Origin of the sequence: Pseudomonas soli (assembly GCF_021283165.2) — a bacterium.
GTDB classification, from domain to species: Bacteria; Pseudomonadota; Gammaproteobacteria; order Pseudomonadales; family Pseudomonadaceae; genus Aquipseudomonas; species Aquipseudomonas soli.
On sequence record NZ_CP128543.1, the window covers coordinates 55,531 to 76,887 of the forward strand.

Genomic DNA, 21,357 nt, shown 5'->3' on the forward strand with positions numbered 1-21,357 from the left:
GCGGCCTTCGCCTGCCTTGAATCTTCCTGAATGCCGTGCCGGCAGTCCCGCTGGCGGCCCACGCCTGCGCGTCGTTCAGGCTTCCCCGTGCTAGCGGTCAGCGGAATGGCCGTGAATCTAGAAAGGAGCTACATGGTGAACATGACACAGATAAAGGCGGCCATGCCGCGTGAGTTGCTGGCTTCGGTGGTGGTCTTCCTGGTAGCCCTGCCCTTGTGCATGGGTATCGCCATCGCCTCGGGCATGCCGCCCGCAAAAGGGCTGATCACCGGGATCATCGGTGGCATCGTCGTGGGCTTCCTCGCCGGTTCTCCGTTGCAGGTGAGCGGCCCGGCGGCGGGCCTGGCGGTGCTGGTGTTCGAGCTGGTGCGCCAGCATGGCGTGGCCATGCTCGGGCCGATCCTGCTGTTGGCCGGCCTGCTGCAACTGCTGGCCGGGCGCTTGCGCCTGGGCTGCTGGTTCCGGGTCACCGCACCAGCGGTGGTATACGGCATGCTTGCCGGGATCGGCGTGCTGATCGTGCTGTCCCAAGTGCACGTGATGTTCGACACGGCGCCCCAGCCATCGGGCGTGGACAACCTGCTGGGCTTCCCGGCGACGCTGGCCTCGGCCCTGCCGCTGGAAAGCGCAGGCGCCGGTTGGCAGGCCGGCGCGTTGGGCCTGGGCACCATCGCCATCATGTGGGGCTGGGAGCGCTGGCGCCCGCAACGCCTGCGCTTCATTCCCGGTGCCTTGCTCGGTGTGGCGGCAATGACCGCTGTCAGCTTGTGGCTGGCTCTGCCGGTCAACCGCGTGCAGGTACCTGCGGACCTGTCCGAGGCCATTGACTGGCTGCGCCCCGACGACCTGCTCAAGCTGGCCGACCCGACCCTATTGGTGGCGGCCTTCGCCCTGGCCTTCATCGCCAGCGCCGAGACCTTGTTGTCCGCGGCGGCAGTCGATCGCATGCACAGTGGCCAGCGCTCGGATTTCGACCGAGAGCTGTCGGCGCAGGGTATCGGCAACATGCTCTGCGGCGTGCTCGGCGCATTGCCGATGACCGGTGTGATCGTACGCAGTTCGGCCAATGTCCAGGCCGGTGCGCAGACTCGCGCCTCGGCGATCCTGCATGGCCTGTGGTTGTTGGCGTTCGTCGTGGCGCTGAGCAGTGTGCTGCAACAGATCCCGGTGGCCAGCCTGGCCGGGGTGTTGGTCTACACCGGCGTGAAACTGGTGGACTTCAAGGCGTTCCGCGGCCTGGGCCGCTACGGGCGGATGCCGATGTTCACCTATGCGGCGACGGCCCTGGCAATCATCTTTACCGACTTGCTGACCGGCGTGCTGCTGGGCTTTGCCCTGACCCTGCTGAAACTGGCGCTGAAGGCGGCGCGGTTGAAGATCAACCTGGTGGCGCTGGACGAGCCGGGGCACATGGAGCTTCGCCTTGGCGGCGCGGCCACCTTCCTCAAGGTGCCGGCGCTGACCCAGGTGCTGGATTCCGTGCCGGAGGGAACCACGCTGCACGTGCCGCTCGGCAACCTGAGCTATATCGACCATTCCTGCCTGGAACTGCTGGAGGACTGGGGCCGCAGCGGCGCGGCCAAGGGCTCGCGGCTGGTGCTGGAGCAGCGGCGTCTGAAGCGGCGGGTCGAGGGAAGGTTGCGGACTACGGCGGGGGTTGGCGCTTAGGGTAAGTCTGTAGCGGCCTATCGTGGGGCAAGCCCACTCCCATGATCGAGTTCGTGAGAGCGGGCTTGCCCCGTGATAGGGTCGGATCAGGTCAACTCAGGCCGACTGGCTCAACTCCACGCCCAGCTGGCGCGACAGGCATGGCCAGCGTTTCCAGGCCTCTCCGGTTTCCGGGTTCGACAGCTTGTCGCGATAGTGCTCGACTGACTCCACGGCAAAGCTCTCGTCATCGAGCATCTCGTCCACCGAGTGATGCACCACCTCATCCAGCTGGTTGGCGAAGGTCTCGCCGATCAGCTGGTGGGCGATCAGGTTGGCGACCGTGGTATCCACCGGAATCAGCGGCTGCTGGAAATGGCGGATATACAGGTCGTTGACTTCCTCGACCAAGCGATGCGCCAGGTAGGCCTCGTCCAACAGGCAGTCCAGCCCGACCTGCCCCGCCATCACGCTCGGTGGCTGCAGGAAATAGGCCTCGGCAATCTTCAGCACTGGCTTGATCTGCGATTCGATGCCGGCCTCGAGGGCCACGGTGTGCGCGGCTTCGAGCAGTTCTGGAACCTCGTTGATATAGGCGCCGACGAAGCGGGCCAAAGTACCCTGGGCGTCCTGCTGGGGTAGGTGAATCGAAGGGTGCAGGTGTGGCAGTTGCTTCTCGAGACGGTTTTTCAGTTGGCCTGTGCGGCTCTCATGTTGATGGGCGTTTTCGATCTGCTCGCGTACAGCAGCGATGTTCATGACAACTCCAGGGACAAGGCGTTACAAACGGAAGACACTAAGTTAGCTTGCTTACGAGAATCGCTAAGACGCATTTGTTATATCTCTGAGGCACGTGTAGGAAATTGGCTATATCAATGTGCCATTATTGTGTCCCGGCCCAGTATCCATGGGCCTTTCAGCGCAAACGTTTGGTTGCGTGAAGATCATTTCAGTCCCTGCGTTGCGCCCCATTCGTCGGTGTCTATACTCCGCTTGAAACGTGATTCGTTGATGAGGCCCGACTGCCTTAAGCAGGGGGCTCGGTCGTCGAAGCCAGGCAGTCTTGGCCACCGTTCCCCCCTTTGTCGTAGCAGGTCGTCCACGCCTCCGGGACTACAAGAACGATAAGGGGAACCCGCAATGATGCGACATCCACATGTCTGGATGGGCCTGTTGCTGTGGTCATTGTTTGGTCAGGCACAGGCCGCATGGACGGTGAACATGGCGCCCGGGGCGACGGAAGTCTCCCACGCGGTGTTCGACCTGCACATGACCATCTTCTGGATCTGCGTGATCATCGGCATCGTGGTGTTCGGCGCGATGTTCTGGTCGATGGTCGTCCACCGCCGTTCCACCGGGCAGCAGGCCGCGCACTTCCACGAGCATACCTGGGTCGAGATCCTCTGGACCGTCGTGCCCTTCCTGATCCTCGTGGCCATGGCCATCCCGGCCACCAAGACCCTGATCGACATCTACGACGCCAGCGACTCGGACATCGATATCCAGGTCACCGGCTACCAGTGGAAGTGGCACTACAAGTACCTGGGCCAGGACGTCGAGTTCTTCAGCAACCTGGCCACCCCCGCCGAGCAGATCCACAACAATTCACCGAAGGACGAGCACTACCTGCTCGAAGTCGACCAGCCGCTGGTGCTGCCGGTGGGCGCCAAGGTGCGCTTCCTGGTGACCGCTGCCGACGTCATCCATTCCTGGTGGGTGCCGGCCTTCGCGGTCAAGCGTGATGCCATCCCCGGCTTCGTCAACGAAGCCTGGACCCGGGTCGAGAAGCCCGGGATCTACCGTGGCCAGTGCACCGAACTGTGCGGCAAGGACCATGGCTTCATGCCGGTGGTGGTCGAAGTGAAATCCAAGGCCGACTACGACACCTGGCTCGGCGAGCGCAAGGCCGAGGCGGCCAAGCTCAAGGAGCTGACCAGCAAGGAATGGACCCTCGAAGAGCTGGTGGCGCGTGGCGACAAGGTCTACCACACCACCTGCGTGGCCTGTCACCAGGCCGAAGGCCAGGGGTTGCCGCCGATGTTCCCTGCCCTCAAGGGCTCGAAGATCGCCACCGGGCCCAAGGAAGCGCACCTGGGCATCGTCTTCCACGGCAAGCCGGGCACCGCCATGGCGGCATTCGGCAAGCAGCTTTCGGAAGTCGATATCGCCGCGGTGGTCACCTACGAGCGCAACGCCTGGGGCAACAACAAGGGCGACATGGTCACGCCGAAGGACGTGCTGGCGCTCAAGCAGGCCGAAGCGCAATGAGCCGGGCTACCCGCGGCAGTCAGTGGATTGCAGGAGACAGGACATGAGTGCAGTGATCGACGACCACGCCCACGGTCATGAACATGCCCACGGCCCGGCCAAGGGCCTGATGCGCTGGGTGCTGACCACCAACCACAAGGACATCGGCACGATGTACCTGTGGTTCGCCTTCACCATGTTCCTGCTTGGCGGCTCGTTCGCCATGGTGATCCGCGCCGAGCTGTTCCAGCCCGGCCTGCAGATCGTCGAGCCGGCATTCTTCAACCAGATGACCACCATGCACGGGCTGATCATGGTGTTCGGTGCGGTGATGCCGGCTTTCGTCGGCCTGGCCAACTGGATGATCCCGCTGATGATCGGCGCGCCCGACATGGCCCTGCCGCGGATGAACAACTTCAGCTTCTGGCTGCTGCCAGCGGCGTTCCTGCTGCTGGTCTCGACCCTGTTCAGCCCCGGTGGCGGGCCGAACTTCGGTTGGACCTTCTATGCCCCGCTGTCGACCACTTACGCCCCGGCCAGCGTGACCTTCTTCATTTTCGCCATCCACCTGATGGGCATCAGCTCGATCATGGGCGCGATCAACGTGATCGCCACCATCCTCAACCTGCGCGCCCCCGGCATGACCTTGATGAAAATGCCGCTGTTCGTCTGGACCTGGCTGATCACCGCGTTCCTGCTGATCGCGGTGATGCCGGTGCTGGCCGGTGTGGTGACCATGATGCTGATGGACATCCATTTCGGCACCAGCTTCTTCAGCGCCGCCGGCGGCGGTGACCCGGTGTTGTTCCAGCATGTGTTCTGGTTCTTCGGTCACCCCGAGGTGTACATCATGATCCTGCCAGCCTTCGGCGCGGTCAGCTCGATCATCCCGGCGTTCTCGCGCAAGCCGCTGTTCGGCTACACCTCGATGGTCTATGCCACCGGGGCGATCGCCTTCCTGTCGTTCATCGTCTGGGCGCACCACATGTTCGTGGTCGGCATCCCGGTGGTGGGCGAGCTGTTCTTCATGTACGCCACCATGCTGATCGCCGTGCCCACCGGGGTGAAGGTGTTCAACTGGGTCAGCACCATGTGGGAAGGCTCGCTGACCTTCGAGACGCCGATGCTGTTCGCCATCGCCTTCGTCATCCTGTTCACCATCGGCGGCTTCTCCGGGCTGATGCTGGCCATCGCGCCTGCGGACTTCCAGTACCACGACACCTACTTCGTGGTCGCCCACTTCCACTACGTGCTGGTGCCCGGGGCGATCTTCGGCATCTTTGCCTCGGCCTACTACTGGCTGCCGAAATGGACCGGGCACATGTACGACGAGACCTTGGGCAAGCTGCACTTCTGGCTGTCGTTCGTCGGCATGAACCTGGCCTTCTTCCCCATGCACTTCGTCGGTCTGGCCGGCATGCCCCGGCGCATCCCCGACTACAACCTGCAGTTCGCCGACTTCAACATGGTCTCGTCGATTGGCGCCTTCATGTTCGGCGCCACGCAGATCTTCTTCCTGTTCATCGTCATCAAGTGCATCCGCGGTGGCGCGCCGGCACCGGCCAAACCTTGGGACGGCGCCGAGGGGCTGGAGTGGTCGATCCCTTCACCTGCGCCTTACCACACCTTCCAGACGCCGCCGGAAGTGAAGTAGGAGCCCGCCCATGGACGGCTTGTCGCTCAAACGCCTGGTCAGCCGCCTGCTGATGCTGACCGTGGTGATGTTCGCCTTCGGCTTTGCCCTGGTGCCGATCTACGACGTGATGTGCAAGGCCTTCGGTATCAATGGCAAGACCGGCGGGCAGTACGCGGGCACCCAGGTGAGCGACCCGACCCGTTCGGTGCGGGTGCAGTTCATGTCGACCAATGCCGGCGACATGAGCTGGGAGTTCCACTCCACCGCCGACCAGATCGAGGTCAACCCGGGGGCGGTGAACCAGATGATCTTCGTGGCCCGCAACCCGACCAACCAGCCCATGAGCGCCCAGGCCATCCCCAGCATCACCCCTGCCGAGGCCGCGGCGTACTTTCACAAGACCGAGTGCTTCTGTTTCACCCAGCAGGTCCTGCAGCCGGGCGAGCGCATCGAGATGCCGGTGCGCTTCATCGTCGACCGCGACCTGCCGGAGTCGGTGAAACACCTGACCCTGGCCTACACCCTGTTCGACATCACCGCTCGCCACCCCCCGGTCGCCCACGCCGCGACCGAGGGCGCCCGTTGAGGGAAGGAGATACATCATGGCAAGCCACGAGCATTACTACGTACCGGCGCAGAGCAAGTGGCCGATCATTGCCACGATCGGCATGTTCATCACCGTGTTCGGGCTCGGCACCTGGTTCAACGACCTCAAGGCCGGCCACCCGGAGTCCCATGGGCCGCTGATCTTCTTCGTCGGCGCGCTGTTCCTGGCCTACATGCTGTTCGGCTGGTTCGGCGCGGTGGTCAAGGAAAGCCACGCCGGGCTCTACAGCGCGCAGATGGACCGCTCGTTCCGCTGGGGCATGAGCTGGTTCATCTTCTCCGAGGTGATGTTCTTCCTGGCCTTCTTCGGCGCGCTGTTCTACGTGCGGGTGCTGGCCGGGCCGTGGCTGGGGGGCGACGGGGCCAAGGGTGTGACGCACATGCTCTGGCCCAACTTCGAGTTCGTCTGGCCGCTGCTGCACACACCGGACCCGAAACTGTTCCCACCGCCCAAGGAGGTTATAGATCCGTGGCACCTGCCGCTGATCAATACCATCTTGCTGGTGAGCTCCAGTGTGACCGTGACCATCGCCCACCACGCCCTGCGCAAGGGGCACCGCGGCACGCTGAAGCTGTGGCTGGGGCTGACGATCCTGCTGGGGCTGGCGTTCCTCGCCCTGCAGGCCTACGAGTACCACGAGGCCTACAACAAACTCGGGCTGACCCTGGGCTCGGGCATCTACGGCGCGACGTTCTTCATGCTGACCGGGTTCCATGGCGCGCACGTGACCTTGGGCACGCTGATCCTGTTCGTGATGTTCTGCCGGGTGTTGCGCGGGCACTTCGAGCCGGACAAGCACTTCGGCTTCGAGGCGGCGAGCTGGTACTGGCACTTCGTCGATGTGGTGTGGGTGGGGCTGTTCATCTTCGTGTATGTGCTTTGACCACGGAGGGAACACTTAGAAAGGTGCGTGCGACACCAGTTGCCCACTGATCAGGCCCCAGGCCACCAGGGCGATGGTCAGGGTGGCGAGGGCGACGCGCACGGTAAGGGCCTTGAGCAGGCGGGTCGACTGGTCGTCGTCCTTGACCAAGAACACCAGGCCACTGAACAGGCTGGCGATGGTGGCCAGCAGCATCAGGACAATTGCGGCCTTGAGCATGGCGAAACTCCGGGGGATGCGGTGATGGATACAAGTATAGCGCTCGACCTCACGAGGCCCTGGTGAAGCCGTTTCGCCCAGGCCTGATACCGACCCTGGTGGTGCTTGCGCTGCTACCGGGGTTGATCGCGCTCGGCTGCTGGCAACTGCGGCGCGCCGACGAAAAGCGTGACCTGCTGGCCACCTACACCGAGCGCCAGATCGAGGCGCCGGTCACTGCTGTCCGGTTGCGCCAGCTACCAGACCCGGCGTTCTACCCCGTGCACCTGTATGGCCGGTTCGACGCCGATCACAGCCTGCTGCTGGATAACCAGATGCGCGACGGCAAGGTCGGCGTAGAGCTGTTGCAGCCCTTCCACGACCAGGTCAGCGACCTGTGGTTGCTGGTCAATCGAGGCTGGCTGCCGTGGCCCGACCGTCGCGTGCCGGTCCGCTTCGACACGCCGAGCCAGGCGCTGGCGCTGGACGCCACAGTCTACGTGCCGCCGGGCAAGACCTTCCAACTGCACCCGGACAACCCCGACGGCCAGTGGCCGCAACTGCTGACTGCGATCGATCCGGCCGGGCTCTGGCAGCAGCTGGGCCGGGAGGGCTTTGCCCAGGAGCTACGCCTGCAGCCAGGCCCTGCCGCCTACCGCCTGGACTGGCCGGTGGTCGCCATGGGCCCGGAAAAGCACCAGGGCTACGCCGTGCAGTGGTTCGCCCTGGCCAGCGCGCTGGTCCTGCTCTACCTGTATTTCGGCTGGCATCACAACGACAAGGAGAACCGCCATGGCCGCCGCCACGAGTCCACTGGACGTGCCTGACCGCCGCAAGCCCCGCGGGCGCCTGCAACTGCTGTTGATCCTGTTCGTCGTGCTCGGGCCGATGATACTTGCCACCAGCATGTACAAGCTCAAGTTCTGGGTACCGGAAGGTCGCAGCTATCACGGTGTGATGATCGGCAATGGCGAGGGCCGGGCCGATATCGGCATCGATGCCCAGGACGAGCGTTGGCAGCTGTTGGTCAGCGCTCCGGGCGCCTGTGTCGAGGAGTGCCAGCAACTGGTGTACCTGGCCCGGCAGATCCAGGTCGGCCTGGGCCGCGATGCCAGCCGCGCCAGCCATGCCCTGGCGGCGGCCCAGCCGCTGGCCGCCGACTACCAGGCGCTGCTGGGCCGCGAGTACCCGCAGTTGCAACGCTACCCGCTGGATGCCCAGCGCTATATCCAGAAGGTCGGCGACACTGCCCCGCAACTGTGGATCGTCGATCCTCACGGCAACCTGGTGCTGCGCTACGACGCCAAGGTCAAGGGCAAGCATGTGCTGGACGACCTGCGCCACCTGCTCAAGCTGTCCAACATCGGCTAGGAGGCTGCCATGGCCAGACCCGGATTCCGCCTTGCTGTGTTCGCCACGCTACTGGCGCTGCTGGTCGTGCTGCTCGGCGCCTACACTCGCCTGACTCACGCTGGTCTTGGCTGCCCCGACTGGCCGGGGTGCTACGGCTTCATCAGCGTGCCCAAGACCGATGCCCAACTGGCCCATGCCGAGCTGCACTTCCCTGAGCACCCGGTGGAAGAAGCCAAGGGCTGGGCGGAGATGGTCCATCGCTATTTCGCTGGCACCCTGGCGCTGGTGATCGCACTGCTTGCCTTCCAGGCTGTACGCCGGCATGCCCATGACGGCCAGCCCTACCGCCTGCCGGTGTTGCTGCTGGGGGTGGTGCTGGCCCAGGCGGCGTTCGGCATGTGGACCGTGACACTGAAACTGTGGCCCCAGGTGGTGACCGCCCACCTGCTTGGCGGGTTCACCACGGTGAGCCTGCTTTTCCTGCTATCCCTGCGTCTATCCCGGGCCTTTGCGCCCTTGCCGAAACTGCCGCTGAGCCTGCGACGGATCGCTGCGTTGGCGCTGCTGGTGGTGACCGGCCAGATCGCCCTGGGCGGTTGGGTCAGCGCCAACTACGCGGCGGTGGCCTGCATCGACCTGCCCACCTGCCATGGCCAGTGGTGGCCGGCGGCGGACTTCAGCAACGGCTTCCACCTGACCCAGCATGTCGGCCCCAATTACCTGGGCGGGCAACTGGACAGCGATGCGCGCACGGCGATCCATGTCAGCCACCGGCTCGGCGCAATGCTGGTGCTGGCGGTTCTATCGATGCTCGGCTGGAAGCTGCACCGCCATGGCCTGAGCGGCCTGGCGCGCCTGGTATTGCTGGCGCTGGCGCTGCAGTTAAGCCTGGGCATCAGCAATGTATTGTTCCACCTGCCGCTGGGCGTGGCTGTTGCCCACAACGCCGGCGGTGTGCTGCTGCTGCTGACCATGGTGCTGGTGAACTACCGCATCCGCGTGGTCGACAAGGTTCGCGTGGGCCATGGCTGGCGCCTGACACCGGTGGTCGGGGGGCAACTCACTCATCACATGAGGAACGATTCGTGGCGACGGTTCTGAGCACGGAACGCCAGCGCGCCGGGTGGCGTGACTATCTGGAACTGACCAAGCCGAAGGTGGTGGTGCTGATGCTGATCACCTCGCTGGTGGGGATGTTTCTCGCTACCCGCGCGGGGGTGGCCTGGAACGTCCTGCTGTTCGGCAACCTGGGAATTGGCTTGTGCGCGGGTGCCGCGGCGGCGGTCAACCACGTGGTTGATCGCCGCGTCGATGCGCTGATGGCCCGCACCCACAAGCGCCCGCTGGCCCAGGGCCGGGTCGCGCCCTTGCCGGCACTGCTGTTCGCCCTGCTGCTGGCCGTGGCAGGGATGGTTTTGCTGTTAACGTTCACCAACCCCCTCACCGCCTGGCTGACCCTGGCCTCGCTGCTGGGATACGCGGTGCTCTACACCGGCTTTCTCAAGCGAGCCACGCCGCAGAACATCGTGATCGGCGGCCTGGCCGGGGCAGCACCGCCATTGCTGGGCTGGGTGGCGGTCAGCGGGCACCTGGGCGCCGAGCCCCTGCTGCTGGTGCTGATCATCTTCGCCTGGACACCGCCGCACTTCTGGGCCCTTGCGATTCATCGCAAGGAGGAGTACGCAAAAGCTGATATTCCCATGCTACCCGTTACCCATGGCGAGCGTTACACGGCCCTGCATATCCTGCTCTACACCTTGATATTGCTGGCCGTGAGCCTGTTGCCCTACGCCATTCACATGAGCGGCCCGCTGTACCTGGCCTGTGCCCTGGTGCTGGGCCTGCGCTTCCTGCACTGGGCCTGGGTGTTGTACCGTGGCACCCGGCCGCACGCGGCGATCAAGACGTTCAAGTACTCTATCGGCTACCTGTTCGCCCTGTTCATCGCGTTGCTCGTAGACCACTACCTTTTGCTGAACCTATGACCCGAACCCAGAAAACCGTCTTCATCCTCGTTGCCCTGGTCGCGCTGATCATGGGCCTGACCGTCAACAAGGTGCTCAACGACCGTGGTCAGTTGAACCCCACCGAACTGATCGATGCCGGCATCATCCTGCTGCCGCAGAGCCGTACCGTGCCGGACGTGACCATGACCGACCAGGACGGCCAGCCGCTGGTGCTGGACCAGCTCAAGGGCAAGTGGTCATTGCTGTTCTTCGGCTACACCTACTGCCCGGACATCTGCCCGACCACCCTGGCCCAGTTGCGCCAGGTGAAGAGCGAGCTGCCCAAGGAGGCGCTGGAGCGTCTGCAGGTGGTGCTGGTGAGCGTCGACCCGAACCGCGACACGCCGAACCAGCTCAAGCAGTACCTGGGCTATTTCGACAAGGATTTCGTCGGGGTGGCGGGGTCGATCGAGGACACCCAGAAGCTGGCCAACGCCTTGAGCATCCCGTTCATCCCGGCCGATACCAGCAAGCCGGGGTATACCGTGGATCACAGCGGCAACCTGGCGGTGGTCGGGCCTGACGGGCGTCAGCGCGGGTTCATCCGTGCGCCGTTCAACAACCAGAAGCTGGTGGCGCAGTTGCCGGGGCTTGTGAAGCGCGACTGACCGTTGAAATGAGTCGCGGGGCAAGCCCGCTCCCACGCCGGACATAACTTGCGTGGGAGCGGGCTTGCCCCGCGATTGGCATTCAATCCTTGGGCCAGCTGCGAAAGAGCCGCAGAGCATCCGCAGCAGTTCCGAAGTAGCACGCAGGCTATCAGACCTGGTAATTCTACCAGTTGAACGAATGTCTCATCCCTTACAGGCTAGCGCCCGAACCATTAGTTCGGAGTGCCCGAAATGCCATCTACGGACAAAAGCCGAGTTTGCAACACCAGATCTTTGGCGCAGGGCAGTACACGTCGCCTCCAGGCGCTGACAATGCTGCTTAGTACCAATCAGCAAGCTTCGCCGCTTTGCGAAACTGATATGAACGGTAGACGTGTTGGAGCCTACACGCCCTACGGGCTGGAAACTGTATTGCAATCGCGCCTGGGCTTCACGGGCCAGTTGAGGTCCACCGAGCTACAAAGCTACTTGCTCGGAAATGGGTACCGCTTGTACAGCACGACATTCATGCGCTTCCATTCACCAGATTCGCTGAGCCCTTTCTTGGAGGGCGGCATCAATTGTTATGTCTACTGCAATGGCGATCCTGTGAATTTCAGCGACCCGACTGGCCATATGCTCAGATCCTCTTCGCCCGGCCGTCATTCAGGAGCGGGTAACACTGCTAGACGAATTTCTGAAAGCGGGATGTCACCTTCCCAGGTGCTGGAGGGAATGATGGCCCACTTTGATCAGCTACCACTCCCTGACACCAATACCGCTCTACAGCCACAACACGCAGTACATGGAGCAAGCTCTCCAAACACAGTAACCGGACCAAGTAGTTCGGCACCACGTCCCAATAGGGAATCAATCAAAGCGTCCATGAAGGCGGCAGTGGAGCAGAGGCTCACGACGGCAACGGCAATACCCATTGAAGTGAATCCAGCCCGTGCGCAGGCAGTTATGGTTGAACTCAGGAGAACTTCAGTGGCTTTGGGCGGTGTTACTGGTTCTTTCGCAGATCCGGCCCAGGGTTTGACGTACAACAATTATCTGGACGCTTTGGCGGTGTTGCGCGGTGGAACAGACAACTAGGCTGAGTTATAAGGTGACAAAACGCAGTCCAGCCTTTGTAGATGCATCGCGGGCAAGCCCACTCCCACAGTTGCAGTGCTAGGGTTGAGCTGGCACTGCAACTGTGGGAGCGGCCCTGTATCGCGATGGGCCGCAAAGCGGCCCTGGGAATTTCAGCTTAGAACGCAGGAACCACAGCGCCCTTGTACTTCTCGGTAATGAACTGCTTCACCTCAGGCGAGTGCAGGGCCTGTACCAGCTTCTTCACCGCGTCCGCGTCCTTGTTGTCCTCGCGGGTCACCAGGATGTTCACGTACGGAGAGTCCTTGCCTTCGATGGCCAGGGCGTCTTTTTCCGGGTTGAGCTTGGCTTCCAGCGCGTAGTTGGTGTTGATCAGGGCGGCATCGACCTGGGTCAGCACACGCGGGATGGTCGCGGCTTCCAGCTCCCGGAACTTCAGGTTCTTCGGGTTCTCGGCGATGTCCTTGATGGTCGACAGGATGTTCGTGTTGTCCTTGAGCTTGATCACTCCGGCCTTGTCCAGCAGCAGCAGGGCGCGGCCGCCGTTGGTGGCGTCGTTGGGAATGACCACGGCGGCGCCGGAAGGCAGTTTGTCGAGCTCCTTGACCTTGGTCGAGTACACACCCAGCGGCTCGATGTGCACGCCGGCGACGCTTACCAAGTGAGTGCCCTTGGCCTTGTTGAACTCATCCAGGTACGGCTGGTGCTGGAAGAAGTTGGCGTCCAGGCGCTTTTCCGACACCTGCACGTTCGGCTGGATGTAGTCGGTGAACTCCTTGACCTTCAGTTCCACGCCTTCCTTCGCCAGCTGCGGCTTGACGAAGTTGAGGATTTCGGCGTGCGGCACCGGGGTGGCGGCGACCGTCAGGGTCTCGGCGTGGGCCGAGAAGGCCGCTACCGCGGCGACAACAGCAAGCAGCTTCTTCATTGATCACTCCTTGTGAGGGCCGCGATGGCCCCCGAACGGGTCGGCTGGGCCGACCCCATTGGGGTTACTTACGGGAAAAATGCACGACTAGCTTGTCGCCGATCATTTGCAGTACCTGGACCAGAATGACCAGCAGCACCACGGTGACGATCATCACGTCGGTCTGGAAGCGTTGATAGCCGAAACGGATCGACAAGTCACCCAGGCCACCGGCCCCGACCACGCCGGCCATGGCGGTGTAGGACACCAAGGTGATGGCGGTCACGGTGATGGCGGCGATGATGCCCGGCATCGCTTCAGGCAGCACGGCCTTGAAGATGATCTGGCGGGTGGTGGCGCCCATCGACTGGGTCGCCTCGATGATGCCGCGGTCCACCTCACGCAGGGCGGTTTCCACCAGCCGCGCGAAGAACGGCGTGGTCCCCACCACCAGCGGCGGGATGGCACCGGCAACGCCCAGCGAGGTGCCGGTGATCAGCACCGTGATCGGGATCATCACGATCAGCAGGATGATGAACGGCACCGAACGCACGATGTTGACGATGGTCGCCAGCACGGCGTAGACCTTCTTGTGCTCGAACATCTGCCGTGGGCTGAACAGGAACAGCACGACACCCAGTGGCAGGCCCAGCAGGATGATGAAGGCCAGAGAGATGAACAGCATGACCATGGTGTCGTTGGTCGCCTGCCAGATCTCGACCCAGTCGACGTTGGCGAAATAGCTGAGGATGTCCATCAACGCAGTACCTCCATATGTACGTCAGCTGCAGTGAAGCGGGCGAATGCCGCCTCCATGTCTCCACCGATCAGGGCAAGGGTCAGCTGGCCATAGGGAATGTCCTTGATGCGGTCGATGCGCCCGGCAAGGATGCTGTAGTCCACGCCGGTTTCGCGGGCCACGGTGCCCAGCAGCGGCGCGTAGGTGGCGCAGCCCTGGAAGGTCAGGCGCACGATGCGCCCCGGCACATGGGCGAAATCGTCGCGTTGTTCGTTCTCGTCGACCTGCTCGTCTTCCTGGACGAAACGCTTGGTGGTGGCGTGCTGCGGGTGCAGGAACACGTCGGCCACCGGGCCCAGCTCGACGATCTGCCCGGCATCCATCACCGCCACGCGGTCGCAGACCCTGCGAATCACGTCCATCTCGTGGGTGATCAGCACGATGGTCAGCTTCAGCTCGCGGTTGATCTCGGCCAGCAATTGCAGGACCGAGGCCGTGGTCTGCGGGTCCAGGGCGCTGGTGGCCTCGTCGCACAGCAGGATCTTGGGGTTGGTGGACAGGGCGCGGGCGATGCCGACGCGCTGCTTCTGCCCACCCGACAGTTGCGCCGGGTACTTGCGGGCATGCTCGGAAAGGCCGACACGGGCCAGCAGCTCGGTGACGCGCTTGTCGATCTCGCCACGCGACAGCTCGCCCGCCAGCACCAGCGGCAGGGCGACATTGTCGGCGACGGTCTTGGAGGCCAGCAGGTTGAAGTGCTGGAAGATCATGCCGACCTGCTGGCGGAAGCGCCGCAGCTGGTTCGAGTCGAAGGCGGTGACGTCTTCACCGTCGACCACGATCTTGCCGCCGGACGGCTCCTCGAGGCGGTTGATAAGGCGCAGCATGGTGCTCTTGCCGGCACCGGAGTGGCCGATCAGGCCGAACACCTGGCCATCTTCGATGGTCAGGCTGGTCGGGTTCAGGGCCGGGATATCCCTACCGGCGACGCGGTAGGTCTTGTGGACATTTTGAAACTCGATCACTGAGCGAACCTTGTGGGGCGCATGGAATTTGGGTCAGCGGTTAGCCGGGGCGCGCATTTTAGCCTTTTCCCCTGCGTGTTCTTAGCATTTATTTCGTCACGCTCCAATCCAATCGGCATAACGCGACGGTCGGCAATCCGATTGAACGCATTCAAGGGCGGCCCAGTCACTACTTCAACTAGCCCGAATGGGCAGCCTGAAGACTGATGAGGAGAGCCGAAGATGCCCAGCAAGAAGCCCCTGGCGCCGCAGCCGAGCACGGTCGCCGGCACCGACACCCCGGACAAGGCCAACACCAACGCCAAACTGCAGAGCTTGGAAGCGTTTCGCAGTGACGCCAGCGGCCAGGCGTTGCGTACCAACCAGGGGGTGAAGATCGCCGACAACCAGAACAGCCTTAAGGCTGGAGCTCGCGGGCCTTCGCTGCTCGAAGACTTCATCATGCGCGAGAAGATCACCCACTTCGACCATGAGCGCATACCCGAGCGCATCGTCCATGCCCGCGGGACCGGCGCCCATGGCTACTTCCAGAGCTACGGCTGCCATGCCGAACTGACCAAGGCCGGTTTCCTGCAAGATCCCGAGAAAATCACCCCGGTGTTCGTGCGCTTTTCCACCGTGCAGGGTCCACGCGGGTCGGGCGACACGGTGCGCGACGTGCGCGGCTTTGCGGTGAAGTTCTACACCGATGAAGGCAACTTCGATCTGGTCGGCAACAACATGCCGGTGTTCTTCATCCAGGACGCGATCAAGTTCCCCGACTTCGTCCACGCGGTCAAACCCGAACCGCACAACGAGATGCCCACCGGTGGCTCTGCCCACGACACCTTCTGGGACTTCGTTTCGCTGGTGCCGGAATCCGCGCACATGGTCATGTGGGCGATGTCCGACCGGGCCATTCCGCGCAGCCTGCGCATGATGGAAGGCTTTGGCGTGCATACCTTCCGGTTGATCAATGCCCAAGGCGTGGCCAGCTTCGTCAAGTTCCACTGGAAGCCGCGCCAGGGCGTGCACTCTGTGCTGTGGGACGAAGCCCAGAAGCTTGCCGGCAAGGACACCGACTACCACCGCCGCGACCTGTGGGAAGCGATCGAGACCGGTCATTACCCGGAATGGGAGCTGGGCGTGCAGATTGTGCCGGAGGCCGACGAGCACAAGTTCGACTTCGACTTGCTCGACCCGACCAAGATCATTCCAGAGGAGCTGGTGCCGGTAACCCCGCTGGGCAAGATGGTCCTCGACCGCAACCCAGACAACTTCTTTGCCGAGGTGGAGCAGATCGCCTTCTGCCCCGGGCATATCGTGCCGGGCATCGATTTCAGCAACGATCCGTTATTGCAGGGCCGGCTGTTTTCTTACACCGATACCCAGATCAGCCGTCTGGGTGGGCCGAACTTCCATGAGATCCCGATCAACCGTCCTGTTGCGCCCAACCACAGCGGCCAGCGCGATGCGATGCATCGAATGACCATCGACAAGGGTCGGGCGTCCTACGAGCCCAACTCGATCGATGGCGGCTGGCCGAAGGAAACGCCCCCCGCCGCGCAGGATGGCGGTTTCGAAAGTTATCAAGAGCGCATCGACGCTCATAAGATCCGCCAGCGCAGCGAGTCGTTCGGCGATCATTTCTCCCAGGCGCGGCTTTTCTTCCAGAGCATGAGCCCCACCGAGCAGCAGCACATCATCAAGGCCTACAGCTTCGAGCTGGGCAAGGTGGAGCGCGAGACGATCCGGGCGCGGGAGGTGAACGAGATCCTGGCCAATATCGACCTCAAGCTGGCAGCTGCCGTGGCGGCCAACCTCGGCTTGCCCGCGCCGAAGGCCGGGACGGTTACGGTCAAGGCCAGCAAGCCGGCGCAATCCGAGGCACTGAGCCAGATGAATCACCCCGGTGACATCGGTATCAGTGGACGCAAGATTGCCATCCTGATGGCTGACGGCGTGGACGATACGAGCGTCGACAAGGTGGTCAAGGCGCTGGAAGCACAGCGTGCGCGTCCGATGCTGCTGGGGCCGACCTCGGCACCGGTCAAGACTGCCGGTGGCAAGCAGCTGCCGGTGGATGCGTCGATGGAGGGCATGCCGTCGGTGATGTTCGACGGCGTGTGGGTGCCGGCGGGCAAGGCTTCGCTGGAGGCGCTGGAAAACAGCGGCGTGGCCAAGCACTTCCTGCTCGAGGCTTACAAGCATCTCAAGCCCATGGGCGTAGCCAGTGAAGGCAAGCTGCTGCTGAACAAGCTGGGGCTCAAGGAGGATGCGGGGCTGCTACTGGGCGATGACCAGAAGGCGTTCGAGGCCTTCTTCAAGGCAGTCGAGGGGCACCGGGTGTGGGCGCGGGAGGCGGCTGCCGAAGCTATTCCTGCTTAATCGGGGGCTGCTCTGCAGCCTATCGCCGCGGTTCGTCCACGACAAGCCGGCTCCCACAGATTGTAGGCGTTCCCTGTGGGAGCCGGCTTGTCGGCGATGAGGCCCGGACAGGTTTATTGCTGATGGGGAATCAACACCACCTGCGCCGGCAATGAACGCTGGATCTCATGCTTCTGCTTCAGCTCGAATCCACTGTCGAGCTTGCGCACCCGCTTCTGCAGAAGGGTCTTGAGCCAAGGCGCATCCTCGGTGCGCGGCACCTGGAACACTACATCGCACTGATAACTCACCACGTCCGCCGCGATATCGTCCAGTTGGCGACGCATGGCGCGGCTATCGGTGGTTTTAAGTGCCACGACGGTGGTCGGCGCGGTGGGGTCGATCACCCGGGCCTTGGGCTTGGACTCGGCAGCCTTGAGCGCCGCTTCGGCCTTTTCCAGTTCGGCCTTGCGGGCCTGGGCCACGGCATCGCCGCCGGTCAGGGCCGGGGCTTGCGGCATCAGCGCGCGGGCGCGGGCCAATGCCGTGGCAGCGGCATTCACATCGCCCTTCTGCAGGACGATCTGGCTACGGCGCAGGTAGGCCTCGGCCAGCTGACGCTGATGCGGTTCGAGGCGGGCATCATCCGGCGCCTGGCCCTGCAAGGCGACCAGTTGATCCTCGGCGGTGGCCAGCTCGTTGCTGGCGATGCTTTGCTCGAGCTGCTGCCAGGCATCGGGCTGGGCAGGCGCCACCGGCTGTTCGGCCGGCTTGCTGGAGCAGGCAGCCAGGAACAGGGAAAACGCGGCAACAAGCAGATAACGTGAGGCGAACGGCTTCATTCCTGCGACTCTCTATTTGCGCAAAAAGCGAGCAAGTCTACACCCAGGTGCGTACGCTCGAAAACAGGTCTTCTCAGACTCGAAAGCTGCGAAAAGGTTGCAGGATGCGCCTGCGCGCACCCTGAAAATTCAGCGTTTCGGCAACGCCAGGCTCAGCAAGAATAGCACTGCCGCACAGACCACGATCGAAGGCCCGGCCGGGGTGTCCTTGAACCAGGACAGCGCCAGGCCCCCGCAGACCGCGGCAACCCCCAGCAGACTGGCGCCCAGGGCCATTTGCTCCGGTGAGCGGGCGTGACGCTGTGCCGCGGCGGCCGGGATGATCAGCAGCGAGGTGATCAGCAGCACACCGACGATCTTCATAGCCACCGCAATCACCACGGCGATCAGCAGCATCAGCGCCAGGCGCAGGCCGGTCACCGGCAAGCCTTCGACCATCGCCAGTTCCTCGTGCACGGTCACCGCCAACAAGGGGCGCCAGAACATCGCCAGCAGCATCAGCACCAAGGCGCTGCCACCGAGGATCCAGGCCAGGTCGGTTGGGCTGATCGCCAACAGGTCGCCGAACAGGTAGGCCATCAGGTCGATGCGCACATCGTGCATGAAGCTCAGCACCACCAGCCCCAGCGACAGCGTGCTGGGGGCGAGGATGCCGAGCAGGGTGTCCGAGGCCAGGGGCTGGCGCTGCTGCAGGGTCACCAGCAGGATCGCCAGCAGCAGGCAGCCAACGGTCACTGCCAGCGCCGGGCTGACATCCAGGGCGAAGCCCAGGGCCACGCCGAGCAGCGCGGCATGGGAAAGGGTGTCGCCGAAATAGGCCATGCGCCGCCACACCACGAACGAGCCCAGGGGGCCGGCGACCAGCGCCAGCGATACACCGGCAAGCAGGGCGTAGAGAAGAAAATCAGCCATGCTTGCAGTGCTCTCCGTGAACATGGGCGCCGGGGGCGATCACCGAACCGTGCAGGTCGTGGCTGTGATCGTGATGGTGGTGGTAGATGGCCAGGCTCGGGGCGTTCTGGCCGAATAGCTCGACGAAGGCCGGATCGTTGCTGACCTGCTCCGGGTGGCCCGAGCAGCACACGTGGCGGTTGAGGCAGACCACCTGGTCGGTGGCACTCATGACCAGGTGCAAGTCGTGGCTGACCATCAGCACGCCGCAGCCGTGGCGGTCGCGCAAGCGTGTGATCAGGTTATACAGCTCGGTCTGGCCAACCACATCGACACCCTGCACCGGTTCATCGAGTACCAGCAGCTCGGGCTCGCGCAGCAGCGCGCGGGCCAGCAGCACGCGCTGCATCTCGCCACCGGAGATGGTCTGGATCGGGCTGTCGATCACTTGCTCGGCGCCGACTTCCTGCAACGCCGCCAAGGCTGCCGCACGGTCTACACCGGGCACCAGGCGCAGGAAGCGCAGCACCGACAAGGGCAATGTGGCGTCTACCTGGATCTTCTGCGGCATATAGCCGATGCGCAGCCTGGGCTTGCGCCACACCTTGCCGCGATGCGGCTTGAGCAGACCCAGCACGGCGCGCACCAGGGTGGTCTTGCCGGCGCCGTTGGGACCGATCAGGGTAACGATCTGGCCCGGCGCCACCGCCAGGTCGATGCTGTCGAGCACCGCTTCGCCAGCGAAGCTGACGCCGACCTGCTCGAGGCGGATCAGGGCATCGCTCATGCCTTGCCCCGGCAGTTGCCGCACAGGCCGACCACTTCGACGGTTTGCGTCTCGACCGCGAAACCCACGGCATTGGCGCTGCTGACGATGGCGTCGCTGATGCTGTTCTGCTCCAGCTCGATGGCCACGTGACATTCGCGGCAGATGAGGAACTGTCCCTGGTGCGCGTGCTCGGGATGGCTGCAGCCGATAAAGGCATTGAGCGAGGCGATGCGGTGCACCAGGCCGTTTTCCAGAAGGAAGTCCAGGGCGCGATAGACGGTCGGTGGCGCAGCGCGGCGGCCGTCCTGTTCGCTGAGCACGGCGAGGATATCGTACGCGCCCAGCGGCTTGTGGCTCTGCCACACCAGCTCCAGCACGCGGCGGCGCAAGGCGGTCAGGCGCAGGCCCTGACGGTTGCACAGCGCGTCGGCCTCGGCCAGCGCACTGTGGACGCAATGGGAGTGATCGTGGGGACGGTGGGCCAGCGGCGTGATGGACATGGGCAGCGACGGTTCAGGATGGAGACGTTATTATGTTACCTGTTTCTGACGACCCGAGTATCCACCGTGTCCCGAATCCTTGCCCTCTTTGTCGCTTTCATCGCTTTTTCGGCGCACGCCGACGTGCGTGTGCTGACCAGCATCAAGCCCCTGCAGCAGATCGCCGCCGCCGTTCAGGACGGTGTCGGCAGCCCCGATGTGCTGCTGCCACCGGGCGCCTCCCCGCACAACTACGCACTGCGCCCCTCCGACGTGCGCAAGGTCGCCGATGCCGACCTGCTGTACTGGATCGGCCCGGACATGGAAGGTTTCCTGCCCCGCGTGCTGAAGAGCCGCGCCAAGCCGACCGTGGCCGTGCAGTCGCTGCCGGGCATGCAGTTGCGTCATTTCGGCGAGGACAGCCACTCCCATGATGAGGAAGACCACGACGACCATGACCACGACCACCGCCCGGGCAGTCTCGATGCACACCTGTGGCTGTCGTCGCTGAATGCCCGGGTGATCGCGACGAAGATGGCCGGCGACCTGGCAGCGGCCGACCCGGCCAATGCCCCGCGCTACCAGGCCAACCTCAAGCAGTTCGTCGAGCGCCTGGATGCCCTTGATGCGCGTATCAAGCAGCGTGTGGCGGGGATCGCCGGCAAGCCTTACTTCGTGTTTCACGAGGCGTTCGACTACTTCGAGGCCGCCTATGGCCTGAAGCACACCGGCGTGTTCAGCGTGGCCTCCGAGGTGCAGCCGGGCGCGCAGCACGTCGCCGCCATGCGCAAGCGCTTGCAGGCGGTGGGCAAGACCTGCGTGTTCAGCGAGCCGCCGCTGAGGCCGCGCCTGGCCGAGACGCTGACGGCCGGGTTGCCGGTGCGGTTGGCCGAGTTGGATGCGCTGGGTGGCGGCGACAAGGTGGATGACAAGGGCTATGAGCGCTTGCTGGAGAAGCTCGGTGGTGATTTGGCCGGGTGCCTGGAACAGCTCTGAGGCTGTAGGCGGGCCAGGTGGGAGCGGCGATGCCGCGACCCGACTTGCCTATCGCGGGGCAAGTCGGGTCGCCGCATCGCCGCTCCCACAAATGCCGC

Annotated in this window: 22 protein-coding genes; 13 read left to right on the top strand and 9 right to left on the bottom strand. The window is 63.8% G+C overall.

Going from position 1 to position 21,357, the window contains the following annotated elements:
• Positions 1-132 precede the first annotated feature (132 nt).
• A complete protein-coding gene (locus tag LU688_RS00275; RefSeq protein WP_023628962.1) occupies positions 133-1,668 on the top strand; it encodes a SulP family inorganic anion transporter in 1,536 nt (511 codons plus the stop codon).
• Positions 1,669-1,764: 96 nt separating this feature from the next.
• Here LU688_RS00275 and LU688_RS00280 read toward each other — a convergent pair whose 3' ends face one another.
• Positions 1,765-2,406: a hypothetical protein gene (locus LU688_RS00280; protein ID WP_023628963.1), complete on the bottom strand. Its 642-nt coding sequence runs from the start codon at positions 2,404-2,406 to the stop codon at positions 1,765-1,767.
• A gap of 381 nt (positions 2,407-2,787) precedes the next feature.
• Here LU688_RS00280 and coxB point away from each other — a divergent pair, with 381 nt between their 5' ends.
• Genes coxB through LU688_RS00300 form a run of 4 tightly spaced genes read left to right on the top strand, consistent with a single transcriptional unit; the run spans position 2,788 to position 7,020 of the window.
• Positions 2,788-3,915 (top strand): cytochrome c oxidase subunit II, encoded by a 1,128-nt coding sequence (gene coxB / locus LU688_RS00285; RefSeq protein ID WP_023628964.1) that lies wholly within the window; start codon positions 2,788-2,790, stop codon positions 3,913-3,915.
• 43 nt (positions 3,916-3,958) lie between these two features.
• Positions 3,959-5,548: a cytochrome c oxidase subunit I gene (ctaD, locus tag LU688_RS00290; protein WP_023628965.1), complete on the top strand. Its 1,590-nt coding sequence runs from the start codon at positions 3,959-3,961 to the stop codon at positions 5,546-5,548.
• Between the two features lie 10 nt (positions 5,549-5,558).
• On the top strand, positions 5,559-6,116 hold the full coding sequence (locus tag LU688_RS00295) for a cytochrome c oxidase assembly protein (protein WP_038707108.1): 558 nt from the start codon (positions 5,559-5,561) through the stop codon (positions 6,114-6,116).
• 16 nt (positions 6,117-6,132) lie between these two features.
• On the top strand, positions 6,133-7,020 hold the full coding sequence (locus LU688_RS00300; protein WP_031314487.1) for a cytochrome c oxidase subunit 3: 888 nt from the start codon (positions 6,133-6,135) through the stop codon (positions 7,018-7,020).
• Between the two features lie 15 nt (positions 7,021-7,035).
• Here LU688_RS00300 and LU688_RS00305 read toward each other — a convergent pair whose 3' ends face one another.
• The gene (locus LU688_RS00305) at positions 7,036-7,239 is read right to left on the bottom strand and encodes a twin transmembrane helix small protein (protein WP_023628968.1); all 204 of its coding nucleotides are present in this window, start codon (positions 7,237-7,239) and stop codon (positions 7,036-7,038) included.
• A 62-nt stretch (positions 7,240-7,301) separates the two neighbouring features.
• Here LU688_RS00305 and LU688_RS00310 point away from each other — a divergent pair, with 62 nt between their 5' ends.
• The 6 genes from LU688_RS00310 to LU688_RS27800 all read left to right on the top strand — a co-directional run bounded on the left by LU688_RS00310 (position 7,302) and on the right by LU688_RS27800 (position 12,265).
• Positions 7,302-8,045: an SURF1 family protein gene (locus LU688_RS00310; RefSeq protein ID WP_094010801.1), complete on the top strand. Its 744-nt coding sequence runs from the start codon at positions 7,302-7,304 to the stop codon at positions 8,043-8,045.
• Positions 8,011-8,589, top strand: coding sequence for a PA_0111/PP_0108 family redox-active disulfide protein (locus LU688_RS00315; protein WP_046853607.1), 579 nt, complete (start codon positions 8,011-8,013; stop codon positions 8,587-8,589). The genes LU688_RS00310 and LU688_RS00315 overlap by 35 nt, the downstream gene beginning before the upstream one ends.
• 9 nt (positions 8,590-8,598) lie before the next feature.
• Positions 8,599-9,672, top strand: coding sequence for a COX15/CtaA family protein (locus LU688_RS00320; RefSeq protein ID WP_094010800.1), 1,074 nt, complete (start codon positions 8,599-8,601; stop codon positions 9,670-9,672).
• A complete protein-coding gene (gene cyoE / locus LU688_RS00325; RefSeq protein ID WP_094010799.1) occupies positions 9,657-10,556 on the top strand; it encodes a heme o synthase in 900 nt (299 codons plus the stop codon). The genes LU688_RS00320 and cyoE overlap by 16 nt, the downstream gene beginning before the upstream one ends.
• Positions 10,553-11,185: an SCO family protein gene (locus tag LU688_RS00330; RefSeq protein WP_094010798.1), complete on the top strand. Its 633-nt coding sequence runs from the start codon at positions 10,553-10,555 to the stop codon at positions 11,183-11,185. Before cyoE ends, LU688_RS00330 begins: the two co-directional genes overlap by 4 nt.
• A gap of 315 nt (positions 11,186-11,500) precedes the next feature.
• The gene (locus tag LU688_RS27800; protein WP_371041514.1) at positions 11,501-12,265 is read left to right on the top strand and encodes an RHS repeat-associated core domain-containing protein; all 765 of its coding nucleotides are present in this window, start codon (positions 11,501-11,503) and stop codon (positions 12,263-12,265) included.
• 157 nt (positions 12,266-12,422) lie between these two features.
• On the opposite strand, the gene LU688_RS00340 is transcribed toward LU688_RS27800, so the two are convergent.
• From LU688_RS00340 to LU688_RS00350, 3 genes are all read right to left on the bottom strand, one after another.
• Entirely contained in the window at positions 12,423-13,193 is a 771-nt protein-coding gene (locus LU688_RS00340) for a MetQ/NlpA family ABC transporter substrate-binding protein (RefSeq protein ID WP_023632565.1), read from the bottom strand.
• A 64-nt stretch (positions 13,194-13,257) separates the two neighbouring features.
• Positions 13,258-13,929, bottom strand: a complete 672-nt coding sequence (locus LU688_RS00345; protein ID WP_023632566.1) for a methionine ABC transporter permease — start codon at positions 13,927-13,929, stop codon at positions 13,258-13,260.
• Positions 13,929-14,936, bottom strand: a complete 1,008-nt coding sequence (locus tag LU688_RS00350; RefSeq protein ID WP_094010796.1) for a methionine ABC transporter ATP-binding protein — start codon at positions 14,934-14,936, stop codon at positions 13,929-13,931. The genes LU688_RS00345 and LU688_RS00350 overlap by 1 nt, the downstream gene beginning before the upstream one ends.
• Before the next feature lie 222 nt (positions 14,937-15,158).
• Between LU688_RS00350 and katE the strand changes: the two genes are divergently transcribed.
• Entirely contained in the window at positions 15,159-17,303 is a 2,145-nt protein-coding gene (gene katE / locus LU688_RS00355; RefSeq protein ID WP_094010795.1) for a catalase HPII, read from the top strand.
• Between the two features lie 113 nt (positions 17,304-17,416).
• Here the strand turns inward: katE and LU688_RS00360 are convergent, their stop codons facing one another.
• The 4 genes from LU688_RS00360 to zur form a co-directional block, all read right to left on the bottom strand.
• Positions 17,417-18,124 carry a PA5502 family lipoprotein gene (locus tag LU688_RS00360; protein WP_094010794.1) on the bottom strand — a complete coding sequence of 236 codons (708 nt, stop codon included), beginning with the start codon at positions 18,122-18,124 and terminating at the stop codon, positions 17,417-17,419.
• A 129-nt stretch (positions 18,125-18,253) separates the two neighbouring features.
• A complete protein-coding gene (znuB, locus tag LU688_RS00365; protein WP_094010793.1) occupies positions 18,254-19,036 on the bottom strand; it encodes a zinc ABC transporter permease subunit ZnuB in 783 nt (260 codons plus the stop codon).
• Positions 19,029-19,802, bottom strand: coding sequence for a zinc ABC transporter ATP-binding protein ZnuC (znuC, locus tag LU688_RS00370; RefSeq protein WP_023633007.1), 774 nt, complete (start codon positions 19,800-19,802; stop codon positions 19,029-19,031). The genes znuB and znuC overlap by 8 nt, the downstream gene beginning before the upstream one ends.
• Positions 19,799-20,284, bottom strand: coding sequence for a zinc uptake transcriptional repressor Zur (zur, locus tag LU688_RS00375; RefSeq protein WP_046853615.1), 486 nt, complete (start codon positions 20,282-20,284; stop codon positions 19,799-19,801). Before zur ends, znuC begins: the two co-directional genes overlap by 4 nt.
• An 18-nt stretch (positions 20,285-20,302) precedes the next feature.
• On the opposite strand from zur, the gene LU688_RS00380 reads away from it, so the two are divergent.
• On the top strand, positions 20,303-21,259 hold the full coding sequence (locus tag LU688_RS00380) for a zinc ABC transporter substrate-binding protein (protein WP_094010792.1): 957 nt from the start codon (positions 20,303-20,305) through the stop codon (positions 21,257-21,259).
• Positions 21,260-21,357: the final 98 nt, after the last annotated feature.